Genomic DNA, 13,214 nt, shown 5'->3' on the forward strand with positions numbered 1-13,214 from the left:
CATGCAGAAGAAGAACAAGGTAATGCTCGCAGCGGCCATCGGGATGGTGGCCGTCATCATCGGCAGCACGGCGGTCCGCTGCTCGATCGCGCACACGGTCGAGGAGAGCGCGCAGAGCGAAGCGCAGGCGACCGCCGAGAGCATCGTGCAGGATGCCGGCGGCGCCGATGCCGCAGGCACGGCATCCGCCACGGACACGTCCGAAGAGATAACGAAGATGCTCCAAGGCAACGTATGGCAGGTCGAGGGCGCGCCCGAGAAGACCATCGAGTTCCGCGACCGCTCCTTCGTGGAGAGCGACGGATCATCGGTCAAGCTCACCGTGTTCGACGCCAAGGAGGCCGGCGAGGGCAACGGCCAGAAGCACCTCGACATCGACTTCATGCGCGAGGGCGACCCCTACACCACCCCCGCCTCGATCATCGTGGAAGAGAGGGACGGCGTTCTCACCGTTGCAAGCGACGCCTTCGCAGCAGAATCCCGTTACGTCCAGGGCAAGCCCGCTGGCACAGCCGTGAGCGTGTCCGGGCTCGCCGAGCCCTACACGGGCCTCATCGACGGCAAGGCGGGCGAGCTCGCCTCGGCCGTCGGCTCCTGGTGCGCAGCGCACGCCCCCTCCGCCACCGCCGCTTCCTTCGACGGCGAGGTGTACCTGGACGTGCGCGGCGGGCGCGTGAGCGCGACCTTCCATCTGAACGACGCGGCCTCCACCATCGTCACGGCGGTGTACGAGAACGGCTCGTTCGCGGTGGCCGGATAGGCGGCGTCACATGACAGCGTTCCTCAAACAAGCCATGGCGAGCCGAGGGTTCGCCATGGCGTTCTCGGCGACGGCCCTGCTGTGCGCGCTCATGCTCGCATGCCCGAACCTCGCCTTCGCCGACATCGCGGGCGACATCAACGCTTGGCTCTGCGGGATCCTCCGTGACACCTGCAACTGGATATTCTCAAGCCAGGCCGACATGCTCAAGACCATCGGCGCGGGAGGGGTGCTCTCCTCCGGCTTCGACCAGATGCTCGGGCACGCGGGCACCGTCACCATGTACGACCTCGTGCGCGGCGTGTGGCAGCACGCGATCCTGCCCATCGGCTGCGGGATGCTCTCTTTCGTGTTCACCGTGCAGCTCGTGAAGGTTTCGCAGAAGATGGACGGCAACGCCTCGATGCCCGGCGTGAAGGAGGTCGTGCTCATGCTCGTCTTCTTCGCGGTGTTCCTCTTCCTCATACAGAACAGCTTCGACCTGATGGCGGCCATCTACGAGGTGGTGAAGCTCGCCATCGACCGCGTTGTGGGCCTGTTCGGAACCGGCATGCCGCTCGACCTGTCGGCAGTGTCCATCACCACGACCGACGACGACGTGGCGGCCCTCATCGCGATGCTCGTGGTGGCGCTCGTGTCCTGGCTCGTCGTCATCGTGGCCTACGTGGTCGCCCTCGTCGTGAGCTGGGCGCGCGCCATCCAGATCTACATCATGGCGGCTTTCAGCCCCATCCCACTCGCGCTCACCTCCCTCGACGAGACGCGCCAGATGGGTATCGGGTACTTGAAGAACTTCCTCGCGGTGTGCCTGGCCGGGCTCATCATCCTTGTGCTGCTCGTGTCCTTCCCGATAGTGCTCGGGGGCCTCAACGCCGCGAGCGCGGGCGTGCCGGTGGTCGATTCCATCGTCGGCGGCCTCTCGTATGCGCTGCAATACCTCGCCATGTGCGTTCTGCTCATCCTCTCGCTCGTGAAGAGCGGTTCTTGGGCGCGCGACATCATGGGAGGCTGACCTCCATGGGCGCCAGCGCGCGCGGCCCCTAGCGCGCAAGAGCAACCGCAAGACCGACCAACAAAGGATCGCATGCGGCCCTTCCCCCGTTACCGGCGGCCGCTGCGCCAACGATGCAAAGGAGACAAGCTATGGCAGAAGAGACTGCTACCCCCAAGAAGAACGTCTACATCTCGCTCCACGAGTCCTTCATCCACGAGGGCATCAAGTACACCGACAAGAAGACCGGCGAGGAGAAGACCTTCAACGTCGTGCGCCTGCCCAAGGACACCGTCATCGACGGCAAGGACGTGGGCGGCTGCGAGTTCAGCCCCCTCTACGTGAACCCCTCGAAGTTCCGCGGCGAGCACTGGCGCGACATCCCGCTTCTGGCCGACCGCGAGGTGCAACTGCGCCGCGACGTGCGCGACATCGAGGGCAATCCCATCGTCGGCGACGACGGCAAGCGTGAGAAGGAGGTCATCAAGGTTGCGCCCGACCAGATCAAGACGGCGCTCTCCGAGGCACGCAAGCGCTACGCGGCGGAGCACGCCAAGGACGACCGGGGGCTCGCCGAGCGCGCCGAGGGGGCCAAGGAGGCATCCGAGTCGATGGAGAAGGGCGCAGACCGCCCTTTGGACCGCGATGGCCGCTAGAGGGGGCGATGTGATGGAGATAACCCGGAACGGCACGCCCGCCAGGGCGCTGCGCCTGCTGCTGGCGGCGGCGCTCGCCCTCGGCATGGTCGCGCCCGCTCTCGGCCTCGCGCCGGGCGAGGCCCACGCGGCCCAGGGCGCGACCCTCACCGTCGGCGACAAGATCCACTACGACGCCTACACCACCACCTGGTTCGAGGTGGACGGCCAGGCCGCCTGGTGCGGAAACCCCTCCAAGCTCACGCCGGATGCGGGCACCTACGAGAAATCGCCCCTCTCGACCATCAGCGGGCGCACCGAGGAGCTGGCGGCCGACATCTGGTTCTCCTACGGCTCGCCCGGCTTCGACGCCTCGCTGTGGCCGAGCCAGTGGTACGGGGGCGGCTCCATGACGCCCGACCGATACATGGCCCTCGCCCACATCCTCATGGCCGACACCTACTCCTCGGACGGCAACTACGCCATGTTCGGCTGCACCGAGGGGTTCCGCGACTGGGTGCGCTGGAACGTCATCGGCTTCGGCGACGACGGGAGCCTCATCAACGACGACGCCACGGGCCGCAAGATCCTGCGCCGCGCGGGCGAGGTGCCCTCGAACTTCGAGCCCTTCATGCTCTACACCGGCTCCTCCACCCAGGTGATCCTCTCGTTCACCTACCACACCACCGTGAAGGTGTCGAAGTCGGCGGCCCGGTCCTGGGCGGCCGACGACCCCGACTACACGCTCGCGGGGGCGGTCTACGGCATCTACCGGACGCGGGCGGACGCCCAGGCCGACCGCAGCCGCCTGACGACGATAACCACCGACGCGAGCGGCGCGGGCGAGTCGGGCAGCCTCGGCGCCACCCGCGACACCTTCTACGCCAAGGAGGTGCGGGCCTCCGCCGGCTACGTGCTCGACGAGGGCATCTACGAGGTCGGCCCCGGCAACGACTACACGTTCTCCTCGGCCGAGCCTCCCATCACCGTGCGCCTCGTGCTGAAGAAGTTCGACGCCGAGACGGGGCACGGAAGCCCGCAGGGCGACGCCACCCTCGACGGGGCGCTCTACCAGGCGAGCTACAAGCGAGGCAGTGGCACCGAGTCGGTCAGAGGCGAGACGAACGGCGCCACCGTGGTGTTCGAGGGCATCCCGCTCGGCGACATCGAGGTGCGCGAGCTCGACCCGTCCGGCGGCTACCTGCTCGACCGCGACGCCCATCGCCTGCGCGTCACGGCGGCCGACGCCCAGGGCGGCTCCGCCGTCATCGAGGTGCAGCCTACACGCGAGTTCGGCGAGAACCCGCAGCGCGGCGGCTTCATCGTCGGCAAAGGCGACGCGGAGCGCTACGAGCACGAGGACGGGGAGTTCTGGAACTACGCCCAGGGCGATGCGACCTTCGAAGGCGCGGAGTTCACGGTGTACAACCGCTCCGCCAACCCCGTCTGGTACGACGCGAACCACGACGGAAGGTTCCAGGCATCCGAGGAGTTCGCCGTGGGCTCTGCCATCATGACGATCGCAACCAGCTACAACGATTCTCTCGACGCATGGACGGCGACAACCGGCGCGCGTGCGCTCCCCTTCGGCACCTACGAGGTCGTGGAGACGAAGGCCCCCGCCGGATATGTGCGCGAGGGCATCTTGAGCCACATCGTCGAGATCCGCGAGGACGGCCAGTTCGACCAGCTCGTCGAGACCGACGGCATGCTGAACGAGGTCGCTCGCGGCGGCGTGCAGATCGAGAAGGACGACCTTGAGCTCGGTAAGAGCGAGGCCCTGGGCGGGGCCGGCCATTCCTCCCTCGGCGCCGACGGGTACCTCGGCAGCTCCCTTGAGGGCATCCAGTTCACGATCGTGAACGCATCCGAGCACGGCGTCATGGTGGGCGATACCTACCGGCCCAAGGGCGCCATCGTGGCCGTGATCGAGACCGCCTGGAACCCCGAGAAGGAAGCCTACACGGCCCAGACCGCATCCGACACGCTGCCCTACGGCACCTACACCATCGCGGAGACGGCGACCAACGACAGCTACCTGCTTACCGACGGCGCTCCCCGCACCTTCGAGGTGCGCGAGGACGGCAGGACGGTCATATGCGACCGCGAGGGCGACGCCCTGCTCTGGCGCGACCAGGTCGTGCGCCACGACGCCCACCTGCAGAAGAAGGGATCCGTCACGGGCGGTAAGCTCGCGCACGTCCCCTTCCTCATCACGAACGTGACCACAGGCGAGGCGCATGTGGCCGTGACCGACCGCAACGGCATGCTGAACACCTCCTCCGAGTGGAGAAGCCGTCAGGATGCGGTGAACGCGAACGACAAGCTGCTCGACGAGGACTACATCGACACTTCGGATGTGGTGGAGAACTCCGGCATCTGGTTCGGCCGGGGCGAGGACGGCTCCATGGCGGAGCCCGACGACAAGCTGGGCGCCCTTCCCTTCGGCGAGTACCGCATCCAGGAACTCCGCTGCGAGGCGAACGAGGGCTACGCGCTCTGGGAGGACACCTTCAACGTGAGCCGCGACACCACGGCCACCGGCTTCGACATCGACCTGGGCACCGTGGACGACCAGCCCATCCCGCTGCTCGCCACCGAGGCGACAGATGCGGCCGACGGAGACCACGCGCTTTCGCCCGAGGGCACCGTCACCGTCATCGACGAGGTGACCTACGCCAACCTCGTACCGGGCAAGACCTACACGGTCAAGGGAATCCTCATGGACAAGACGACGGCACGTCCGCTCATCGTGAACGGCTCCGAGGTCACGTCCGAGAAGGAGTTCGCCCCCATAGCGCCCTTCGGGTACGTGAAGATGGAGTTCACCTTCGACGCATCCGCGCTCGCGGGCAAGGAGATCGTCGCCTTCGAGAGCCTTGAGCGCGAGGGCATCGAGGTAGCGGCGCACGCGGACATCTACGACGAAGGGCAGACCGTGAAAGTGGAGCCTAATCCCGAGATCGGCACCATCGCGACCGACGCGGCCGACGGCGACCACGAGGTTTCGGCCGACTCCACCGTTCGCATCGAGGACCAGGTGTTCTACGCAGGGCTCATCCCTGGCGAGAACTACGCCATCAAAGGCATCCTGATGAACAAGGCAACGGCCGCTCCTGTGACGGTCGGCGGGAACCCGGTGGAGGGCGAGGTGCAGTTCGCTCCCGAGAAGGCGAACGGCTTCGAGACTGTGGCCTTCGAGTTCGACGGAACCGGCTTCGAGGACACCGACATCGTTGTCTTCGAGACGCTGTACCACAACGGCGAGGCCGTCTTCGAGCACAACGACCTCGACAACATGAACCAGACGGTGTTTATGACCGAGCCCGCGCCCGAGATCGGCACGACAGCGACCGATGCGGACGACGGCGACCACGAGGCCGTGGCGGACGATGATGTGACCGTCATCGACGAGGTTCGCTACGAGAACCTTGAGCCCGGCCGCGAGTACGTGCTGACCGGCACGCTCATCGACAAGACGACCGCCGCTCCCATCGAGATGGACGGCCTGCCCCTGACGAGCATGGTGGCGTTCACTCCTACAGAGCCGAACGGCTCGGTGGAGGTCACGTTCTCCTTCAACGGAAGCGAGCTCGCCGGGCACCGCACGGTGGCCTTCGAGAGCCTTGCGCTCGACGGGTACGTGGTGGCCACGCACGAGGACATCGATGACGAGGGACAGAGCGTCGACCTCGCGGAGAAGCCCGGCCCCGGAAACCCCAAGGCGGGCCTCGCGCAGACGGGCGACACCAACAACGTCGTGCCGCTCATATGCTTGGCGGTCGTGGCCGCCCTCATCGCCGCACTTGTCGCCCTGCACGAACGCCGCGCCAAGCACAAGGGCTCCTCGGAAGACGAAGAGACGGGAGAGGAGGATTCAGAAGAAGAGGAAGAGCCGCAGGAAGAGTAGGTTGTGTTGCCAGAAAGGAGTAGAAAACAGCAAGAAGAGCGCCCTCACGGGGCGCTCTTCTCTTCATATGCCTATATCATCGTATCGTTCGATGCTTCGCCATGTCGCCTCGGCAACACAGTCCATCATTTCACGAGTCACGAAACTGCGAGGGTCGAGCCTCAAGGCGACGCAGAGCTTCAAGAACTCATCGACCCTCATCTCACGTTGCCCGTTGAGCACATACCACAGCCGTTTCTTGTCAACGCCGATGCGTCGGGCCAGCTCAGCAACACAAATTCCCCGCATCTGCCTCATTTTGTCGAGGATCCGAGCCTCGGAGGGAGTCAGTCGTCCCTTCGCCTCTTGCTCTCCCACGCCATCACCGCACTGCTGCCTATGGCCGCAATCCCGAGGACGGCGCACCATTTTAAGGATGTGAGGGCTCCTACGGCCACGAGGCCGATTCCCAAAACCACGTTTACTGCCGAAGCCCTGCCGAGCGCTTTCTCTCCGGGGTTCGGGGGCGATACCGGGACGCCGAGCCCCTTGTTGAGCTTTTTGCATGCATCATTTACTTCGTCTATCATCGGTCTTCCTTCCTAGTAGAGCATCAGCTGCACGGCGTGGCTAAGCGTGAGTGTCGCGCCGATGGCGGCGAGAACCCATCCGAGTACGACCTTCCATCCGCCGCCCGCCTTCTTTCCCCAGAGGAGAAAAGCGCCGCCCGCAAGCACGAGACAGATACCCACTATGAGCGATGCGATGGATATGAGCTGGAGGGTGTTGGCGTCGGGCACGGGGATGGAGCTGGGGATGAGGAAATTGAGCATGCGTTCTCCCTTTCTGCTATTTTGCCGAATCGGCCGATACTATTCTGTGGACGGCCGCTGCTGTGCAGACCGTACCGGCCATGCCTATGAAGAGCGCGGCGAAGGGGACCGACAGAAGGCTCGCTCCCGCCCCTTGGGCGTTCGATGCGACGGCCACCAGCGCGAAGGACGAGACCACCGTAGCGATGACGGATCTGCTTAAGGCTCCCACGAGAAGGGGAGCGAGACCTACGGCGATTGCGGAGACGATGGCGGTGGTATCCCTGACGGGGTCAACGTTGTGACCGCTCACGTAGGGCAGATAGTTTCCCGCAACGGCTACGCAGGCGCTCTGAAACCAGTAGGATAGCGCGTAGAGCGCGAGCGTTATGCCGCACACGAGGAGGACCTTCGCCGCGAGGATCCTTCCTCGCGGTACAGGGCTCGCGAAGAGCAGGGCCAGCGTGCCGGCGCGGTACTCCTCGATGACGACCTGGGATGCGAGCACCGCCTCCCAGACGATGAGGGTTGCCCGTACGAGCATGGTGGCCAAGGTGAGTGTGTCCGGCGGAGTGGCAGGCAAGCCGACTGCGGCCGAGGTGGATGCGTTCCCGGACAGGAGGGCGGACGCGATGATGCTCACGAGGGCGATGAGAAGGTTCGCCACCACGATGCCCACGAGATGGCCCAGAAGCGGCACCCTTCTCAACTCCAAGCTAATCAGCTTTACCACGGCGGGCTCCCGTCTTCTCAAGGTACCAGGATTCAAGGGTGCAGTCGCTATCATGCAGGTCGCCCACGGTCGCCTCGTCGAGCATGCGCCCACGATCTATCAGCCCGACCGTGCACGCGATCTTCGAGAGCTCGTCCAAGAGGTGACTCGACACGAATATGGTCACGCCCAGCTCCTCATTTACGGCGCGCAAGATGTTGCGCACCTCTATTATGCCCTCGGGGTCGAGGCCGTTCATGGGTTCGTCCAGCACGAGCAGTTCGGGGTCGGTCACGATGGCGCGGGCGAGCCCGAGGCGCTGCCTCATGCCGAGGGAGAGCTTGCCTGCAGCCTTGTCTTCCGCCCCCGACAGGCCGAAAAGCGCCAGGGCCTCGTTGACGCGTCCCGCATCAGCTCCCATATATGCGCAGTGCAGCGTGAGGTTCTCCCGCGCGCTCAACCCCTCGAAGAAGGCCGGGCTACCGAGCATGCTGCCCACGCGGGCGAAAACGGGATTAGAGCCCTTCCGTACGGGCTGTTCGAGCAGGGAGACTGTCCCGGCATCGGGGGTCACGAGGCGGAAGAGCGACCGCATGAGCGTGGTCTTGCCCGCGCCATTCGGCCCCAGGAAACCGTATACGTCGCCTTTTCTCACGCGCAAGGTCACGTCATCTAGGACGGTGACGCCCTCGAACCTCTTCGTGAGGCCGCAGGTCTCGATGGCCCAGCTCATTTCGGCACCTCTCTGGTAGCTCCGAGAGGACGCTTGAGTATGAGAACCGTCGGTGTCGCGATGCCGAGAAGGGCGTGCTTCGAGCGACCGAGGTGCGGGAGCGCGAAGGAGGTGGCGAGCTCCCAGCCTTGCGCTCCCAGCCGGTTCAGCTCGGCCTTCAGGCCGCCTTCTAGACCGGCCTCGCTCCCGGCCTCCGCAGCAACGACCTCGTATTCGTATAGCTCCATGGCCCCTCCTACTCGAAGATTCCGCTTACGAGCACGTCGGTCATGTAGTCGAACACGGCAAGGTAGTTGCATGTGAGGCTAAGCGTGTTTTTAGCGCTGATGATCGAGAGCAGCGCGCTCAAGGTCCCGTAGGCCTGCTCGGGAGCGACCTTTAGGGCGAGTCCGGCGACGTCGACCGCACGGCCGAAAAACTCGAAGCTATCGAAGCTGATCTTCTCCAGGGTGTCGGCGGGCAGCTTCGACGCGAAGGACTGGAAGTCGGCGGTGCCGACGTTGTAGAGGAACGGCTTGCTCGCGTACTCGCGGAAGATATCCTTCATCGCTTGAGCGAAGCCCTCCTTGGTGGGGTTCTTCGCGATGGTGTCGAGAAACCTCGCCTCCAGCTCTTCCTGGATGCCCGCTATGGTCTCGCAGAACAAATCCTCTTTGGTGGGATAGAGCGTATAGAAGGTGCCGACGGACATCCCCGCGCCCTCGCACAGCTCCTTGATGGAAGTCTTCTTGTACCCGCGCTCTATCCAGCGCTCCTCGCAGAGCCCGGAAAGCCTCTCCCGGAGGGCTTCCCTGTCGGCTTCGGTGAGCATCGGCTTCGACGGCATGGCGGCTCATCTCCTTTTAGAATACTATTTACGAATATTCGTAAAATATGTTCACAAAGAGAAGATATCATTGTACGAAATCAATGTCAAGGGTGAGCTAGGCGATTTCCGGAAGACTTTTCTTGCCAGGGAATCCCTCCGGGAGAGGGGGATCGGAAGAAGAGGAAGAGCCGCAGGAAGAATAGCCTGCGCTGGTGGAAAGGGATAGATAATCGCAGAAGAGCGGCCCGCGGGGTGTTCTTCGCTCTATGTGTTCGGATTATCGCTGCGACCGATACTCCGTGCCGTCGCCTCGGCAACTCCATCTATCATTTCGCGGGTCACAAAGCTGCGCGGATCCATTCTCAAGGCAATACAGAGCTTGAGGAACTCGTCCACGCGCATCTCACGCTGCCCGTCGAGGATGTACCAGAGTCGCTTCTTGTCGATGCCCGTCCGACGGCCAAGCTCAGCAACGCTCATACCACGCTCTAGGCGCATGCGGTCAATTATCAATATGATGTGCTGGTATTGCATTTGGTATGGCTATCCCTGAGTTGCCGATGCTCCGGGCGTTTGCCCATGGCGGACTTGCGGCAACAAAATCGCAGTCTTTTATGACCCCACGATCATCTATAAGCCGCCTATTGCATCCTTCTATAAAGTAAGTTATCTTATTATAAGTGTACTTACCAATAGGAGGCTTTGCATGTTTTACTATGAAGAATCTGCTACCGGCCAAGCCGATATCAACAGGATCTGGGATCTGTACTCTGATGTCAGCAAATGGAGTACATGGGATAGCGGAGTAAGATCCGTGCGGCTGTCTGGACCGTTCTCCGCCGGCACCCATGGCGTCATGGAGATGTCGCATGGGCCTGACCTGCCCTTCATTCTGGTCGAATGCTCGCAAATGAAGGGCTTCACTACAAAATCTGAGATGGGGCCAATGACGATCACCTTTGAGCACGCCTTGGTGGAAGATGCGGGCAACGTGACCATCACACATGCCGTCACCATTGATGGTGGAGAAGAGAGCCAGATGGATAACATAGGAAAAGGCATTACCGCAGGCCTTGCCGGCTGCCTGAAGAAGCTCCTTTCCATGTGACGGATTGTCATGAAGTTTGCAGAGTGCGAAAATCATAAAGACAGCACTGGGTTGCTCTTTTGGCAAACCTATATGCTTTGGCACAGAGAGGTCAAGCAGGCGCTTCAGCCATACGACCTCACGCATACCCAGTTCGTAATCCTGGCTGTAGTCGAGGAGCTTTCCGAGCAAGGAGAGCGCATCACCCAAAAGAAGATATCGGATTTCTCCATGATTGATGCGATGACCGTGTCTTCTACCGTTAGGCTATTGGAGAAAAAAGGGCTCGTTCGTCGATCCCCGCACGAAGCGGACATGCGGGCCAATTCAATCTTGAATACGGAAGAGGGTAGGAACCGCCTGAAGCAGGCGATGGGGGATGTCGAGGGGGTCGACAGGTCTTTCTTCTTTGAGCACGATGAAGAGAATGCGCGGCTAAGAACCATGCTCTCACGGTTGTTGTGCCGAAGTTGCTGACCAGCTGTTTGGAATTAGGCTACAACTCGGGTCGGTTCATTGAGCGGCCGGACGGTATTGGCATCAGAATCTTAGGGGTTCCTTACTCCCCTGATCGACGCTCATTGCGAGGCGATGCGCGATTGAGGCGGGTACCCCTATGTCAGCAAGGGCGTTTGCCCCGGTTGCTGCCAAGAGGTTATGAGCTTCCTCAACCTGAGGCCCGAACACATCAGCCACGTCACATGCCCATGATAACGCCGACACGTCCACGAGCTCACCGGCCATCTGCACGAGCACGGTCTCCCCGTCCATAGTGACGCGATTGAGCCTCTGCATGTCCTCGGCGTCGGCGAGAAGGAAGCTCCAGCCGTCGCGCCTGCGGGCCACAGGAAGGTCCTTCGACCCCTTCTCGTCCTTATACGCTTGGGCTGCCTCGTAGTAGTAGGAGCAGAGCCACAGGCTCTCGCCGTTCACGTCGGAGAGGTCGAGGGTGTAGTTGGTGAGCAGGTTTCCCGGCTGCGGCACACCGTCGGTCATGCGGTCCGTGTCGAACACGTCGATGCGACCGCCGGAGTAGTAAACCTTGACTATCACCTTTCGGCCCCTTCTCTTCGCTTGTCCTGAATGTCTTGGCGAGCATGTCTTCCTGCATCGTCTTGGCGCCTGCTTCCGACGGGACGGATGCCCGATCTAGCCGCAGGTTTCCTAGGGGCGGGCGCAGGCCGCTCCTCCGGCAGAAGCCCCTTCTCCTTGACATAGCCGACGAGCTGCGGCACCGCTTCGTCCCCGCCCTTCTCCAAGAGCGCATCCAGATCGTCAAGGCATCTGGCACGAGAGGCCTCGATGAGGGCGACCGCCCTGGAAAGGCTCCGCAGCTCCGCGAGGTCCCCGACCGCGACCGCCCGCTTCGCTATGGCCGCGATGGCGCGCTCCCCGGCGTCTTCGAGCCTTCTCGCGCCTCCCGAGCGCAGCAGCGGCTCCAGCCGCTCGCGCCCGTAGGCGAGCCCCATGCGCTCCCCGGAGATCCTTCTCGAAGGGTGGCTCGCGAGCGCGTATATCCAGTCGCGCCGTTCCGCTTTGGGGGAGTTGTCGGCCATGGTCACGCCCATGGTGCCGAGGATGCTGCGGAACTCCGCCTCGCTCCTCGACACCGTGCGGGCTATGCGGACGCGGGCACGGATGTCCGCCGTCCAGGAGTACTCACCGCGCTCGGTGAGCTCCTGCTCCGCGCGGCGCACGTACTCGCTTCGAAAGGTCTCGGGCGCCCTCTTCGGGCTGCGCCTTTGGGCGCGCGCCGCCACGCCTGTTGCCTGCGGCGGTCTCAAGGCGGTGAGTCCTTGCGCCTCGGCGAGCTCTTGGAGCGATGCGGCAAGGGCCTTGGGGTCGGGGTCTTGGAGGCGCCGCCCCGTCTCGACGTTCGTGTTGTTCACGACCACGTGCGCATGGGGGATGCCGTGCTCGTTGTCGTCGTGGTAGACGATGGCTACCTCGTATTCGGAGAAGTGCTCCCGCGCCCACGAGGTCGCGAGATCGCGCAGGGCTTCGAGCGCGATGCCGTCCTTCGGGTCGGGGGACACGACGTAGTGCTTGTAGGTGCGCACCCGCTTTCCCCGCCAGGGGAGGTCGTTTCCGAAGGAGCGGCGCGTGGCGTCCATGGCCTCCGCCCAGTCGAAATCGCGTGCGCCCTCGGGAACGTCGAGATTGATGTAGTCACTGGCGAGGGCGCGGTTCTTGCGCGTGAGATACCGATGGATGCCGCGCGCCGAGGTGTGCCCCGCGATGGTCTTGAGCATCGGCACGAGATCACCTCCCGAGCGCCGCGACGACGCTTCTCGTCACGTCCTCGACGCTATGGCGCAGGGCCTCGACCCCGGGCTGCATGGCGGCCAGCTTGTCGGAGGCCCGGTCGAGCTCTTCCATCACGTCCGCCGCATCCATGTCGTTCGCGCGGAGGTAGTAGGCGATCGCGTTGAGGGCGTGCACGGCCTGGTTGTAGTGATGGCCCCACCTCCGCATCTCGCGGGCGAGCTTCGCGGCGGTCGCGCGGTCGATGACGACGAAGCGGCAGCCTTCCTCGATGGAAGACGAGGGCATCTGCAGGAGGACGCGGATGAGGTCGGAGAGCGTCATGCCGGCATCAGCCGCGAGGAGCTTGGCCCGCTCGACCTCGGCTTCCGACATGCGCACGTGGATCTGTTTGGAATGGCGCTCCATCGCGCGGGCTTCGCCCCCTTCCGAGTTTGAATAAGGAGGCGAAGCCTGCGCACTAGGGGCGCGGGGGATCCCCCGCACAAAGCGTAGCCGAGAGTATCCGAGGTCGCGCTGCCG

16 protein-coding genes are annotated in these 13,214 nt (G+C 63.6%); 6 read left to right on the top strand and 10 right to left on the bottom strand.

Annotated elements, in window-relative coordinates; translation table 11 throughout:
• Position 1: 1 nt before the first annotated feature.
• The 4 genes from DMP11_RS07300 to DMP11_RS07315 all read left to right on the top strand — a co-directional run bounded on the left by DMP11_RS07300 (position 2) and on the right by DMP11_RS07315 (position 6,296).
• On the top strand, positions 2–760 hold the full coding sequence (locus tag DMP11_RS07300) for a hypothetical protein (protein ID WP_123185846.1): 759 nt from the start codon (positions 2–4) through the stop codon (positions 758–760).
• Between the two features lie 10 nt (positions 761–770).
• Positions 771–1,772, top strand: a complete 1,002-nt coding sequence (locus DMP11_RS07305; RefSeq protein ID WP_123185847.1) for a VirB6/TrbL-like conjugal transfer protein, CD1112 family — start codon at positions 771–773, stop codon at positions 1,770–1,772.
• A 131-nt stretch (positions 1,773–1,903) separates the two neighbouring features.
• Positions 1,904–2,407 carry a DNA gyrase gene (locus tag DMP11_RS07310; RefSeq protein ID WP_123185848.1) on the top strand — a complete coding sequence of 168 codons (504 nt, stop codon included), beginning with the start codon at positions 1,904–1,906 and terminating at the stop codon, positions 2,405–2,407.
• Between the two features lie 13 nt (positions 2,408–2,420).
• On the top strand, positions 2,421–6,296 hold the full coding sequence (locus DMP11_RS07315; RefSeq protein ID WP_153070633.1) for a VaFE repeat-containing surface-anchored protein: 3,876 nt from the start codon (positions 2,421–2,423) through the stop codon (positions 6,294–6,296).
• A gap of 326 nt (positions 6,297–6,622) precedes the next feature.
• On the opposite strand, the gene DMP11_RS07325 is transcribed toward DMP11_RS07315, so the two are convergent.
• The 7 genes from DMP11_RS07325 to DMP11_RS07355 all read right to left on the bottom strand — a co-directional run bounded on the left by DMP11_RS07325 (position 6,623) and on the right by DMP11_RS07355 (position 9,874).
• On the bottom strand, positions 6,623–6,865 hold the full coding sequence (locus DMP11_RS07325) for a hypothetical protein (RefSeq protein ID WP_016310171.1): 243 nt from the start codon (positions 6,863–6,865) through the stop codon (positions 6,623–6,625).
• 12 nt (positions 6,866–6,877) lie between these two features.
• Positions 6,878–7,108, bottom strand: a complete 231-nt coding sequence (locus tag DMP11_RS07330) for a hypothetical protein (protein ID WP_028027721.1) — start codon at positions 7,106–7,108, stop codon at positions 6,878–6,880.
• 16 nt (positions 7,109–7,124) lie between these two features.
• Positions 7,125–7,820: an ABC transporter permease gene (locus DMP11_RS07335; RefSeq protein ID WP_016310169.1), complete on the bottom strand. Its 696-nt coding sequence runs from the start codon at positions 7,818–7,820 to the stop codon at positions 7,125–7,127.
• Complete coding sequence (locus DMP11_RS07340) at positions 7,804–8,532, bottom strand: ABC transporter ATP-binding protein (protein ID WP_123185850.1); 729 nt, start codon at positions 8,530–8,532, stop codon at positions 7,804–7,806. Before DMP11_RS07340 ends, DMP11_RS07335 begins: the two co-directional genes overlap by 17 nt.
• Positions 8,529–8,759, bottom strand: coding sequence for a DUF4177 domain-containing protein (locus DMP11_RS07345; protein WP_161555330.1), 231 nt, complete (start codon positions 8,757–8,759; stop codon positions 8,529–8,531). The genes DMP11_RS07340 and DMP11_RS07345 overlap by 4 nt, the downstream gene beginning before the upstream one ends.
• Positions 8,760–8,767: 8 nt before the next feature.
• Positions 8,768–9,358: a TetR/AcrR family transcriptional regulator gene (locus DMP11_RS07350; RefSeq protein ID WP_016310166.1), complete on the bottom strand. Its 591-nt coding sequence runs from the start codon at positions 9,356–9,358 to the stop codon at positions 8,768–8,770.
• Between the two features lie 246 nt (positions 9,359–9,604).
• Positions 9,605–9,874 carry a helix-turn-helix domain-containing protein gene (locus DMP11_RS07355; RefSeq protein ID WP_123185852.1) on the bottom strand — a complete coding sequence of 90 codons (270 nt, stop codon included), beginning with the start codon at positions 9,872–9,874 and terminating at the stop codon, positions 9,605–9,607.
• Positions 9,875–10,046: 172 nt separating this feature from the next.
• Here DMP11_RS07355 and DMP11_RS07360 point away from each other — a divergent pair, with 172 nt between their 5' ends.
• On the top strand, positions 10,047–10,448 hold the full coding sequence (locus tag DMP11_RS07360) for an SRPBCC family protein (RefSeq protein WP_123185853.1): 402 nt from the start codon (positions 10,047–10,049) through the stop codon (positions 10,446–10,448).
• A 9-nt stretch (positions 10,449–10,457) separates the two neighbouring features.
• Positions 10,458–10,904 carry a MarR family winged helix-turn-helix transcriptional regulator gene (locus tag DMP11_RS07365; RefSeq protein WP_028027726.1) on the top strand — a complete coding sequence of 149 codons (447 nt, stop codon included), beginning with the start codon at positions 10,458–10,460 and terminating at the stop codon, positions 10,902–10,904.
• Positions 10,905–10,967: 63 nt separating this feature from the next.
• On the opposite strand, the gene DMP11_RS07370 is transcribed toward DMP11_RS07365, so the two are convergent.
• Genes DMP11_RS07370 through DMP11_RS07380 form a run of 3 tightly spaced genes read right to left on the bottom strand, consistent with a single transcriptional unit; the run spans position 10,968 to position 13,100 of the window.
• Positions 10,968–11,480, bottom strand: coding sequence for a hypothetical protein (locus tag DMP11_RS07370; RefSeq protein WP_214646986.1), 513 nt, complete (start codon positions 11,478–11,480; stop codon positions 10,968–10,970).
• Positions 11,477–12,679, bottom strand: a complete 1,203-nt coding sequence (locus DMP11_RS07375) for a relaxase/mobilization nuclease domain-containing protein (protein ID WP_123185854.1) — start codon at positions 12,677–12,679, stop codon at positions 11,477–11,479. Before DMP11_RS07375 ends, DMP11_RS07370 begins: the two co-directional genes overlap by 4 nt.
• 10 nt (positions 12,680–12,689) lie before the next feature.
• On the bottom strand, positions 12,690–13,100 hold the full coding sequence (locus DMP11_RS07380; RefSeq protein WP_123185855.1) for a plasmid mobilization protein: 411 nt from the start codon (positions 13,098–13,100) through the stop codon (positions 12,690–12,692).
• Between the last annotated feature and the right edge of the window lie 114 nt (positions 13,101–13,214).

It is taken from the genome of Parvibacter caecicola (genome assembly GCF_003725335.1).
Lineage (GTDB): Bacteria > Actinomycetota > Coriobacteriia > Coriobacteriales > Eggerthellaceae > Parvibacter > Parvibacter caecicola.

Excerpts from the sequence above, each read along its gene's own strand:
- DMP11_RS07300 (WP_123185846.1), top strand. The coding sequence starts at position 2 with ATGCAGAAGAAGAACAAGGTAATGCTCGCAGCGGCCATCGGGATGGTG.
- DMP11_RS07305 (WP_123185847.1), top strand. The coding sequence starts at position 771 with ATGACAGCGTTCCTCAAACAAGCCATGGCGAGCCGAGGGTTCGCCATG.
- DMP11_RS07310 (WP_123185848.1), top strand. The coding sequence starts at position 1,904 with ATGGCAGAAGAGACTGCTACCCCCAAGAAGAACGTCTACATCTCGCTC.
- DMP11_RS07315 (WP_153070633.1), top strand. The coding sequence starts at position 2,421 with ATGGAGATAACCCGGAACGGCACGCCCGCCAGGGCGCTGCGCCTGCTG.
- DMP11_RS07325 (WP_016310171.1), bottom strand. The coding sequence starts at position 6,865 with ATGATAGACGAAGTAAATGATGCATGCAAAAAGCTCAACAAGGGGCTC.
- DMP11_RS07330 (WP_028027721.1), bottom strand. The coding sequence starts at position 7,108 with ATGCTCAATTTCCTCATCCCCAGCTCCATCCCCGTGCCCGACGCCAAC.
- DMP11_RS07340 (WP_123185850.1), bottom strand. The coding sequence starts at position 8,532 with ATGAGCTGGGCCATCGAGACCTGCGGCCTCACGAAGAGGTTCGAGGGC.
- DMP11_RS07345 (WP_161555330.1), bottom strand. The coding sequence starts at position 8,759 with ATGGAGCTATACGAATACGAGGTCGTTGCTGCGGAGGCCGGGAGCGAG.
- DMP11_RS07350 (WP_016310166.1), bottom strand. The coding sequence starts at position 9,358 with ATGCCGTCGAAGCCGATGCTCACCGAAGCCGACAGGGAAGCCCTCCGG.
- DMP11_RS07355 (WP_123185852.1), bottom strand. The coding sequence starts at position 9,874 with ATGCAATACCAGCACATCATATTGATAATTGACCGCATGCGCCTAGAG.
- DMP11_RS07360 (WP_123185853.1), top strand. The coding sequence starts at position 10,047 with ATGTTTTACTATGAAGAATCTGCTACCGGCCAAGCCGATATCAACAGG.
- DMP11_RS07365 (WP_028027726.1), top strand. The coding sequence starts at position 10,458 with ATGAAGTTTGCAGAGTGCGAAAATCATAAAGACAGCACTGGGTTGCTC.
- DMP11_RS07375 (WP_123185854.1), bottom strand. The coding sequence starts at position 12,679 with ATGCTCAAGACCATCGCGGGGCACACCTCGGCGCGCGGCATCCATCGG.
- DMP11_RS07380 (WP_123185855.1), bottom strand. The coding sequence starts at position 13,100 with ATGGAGCGCCATTCCAAACAGATCCACGTGCGCATGTCGGAAGCCGAG.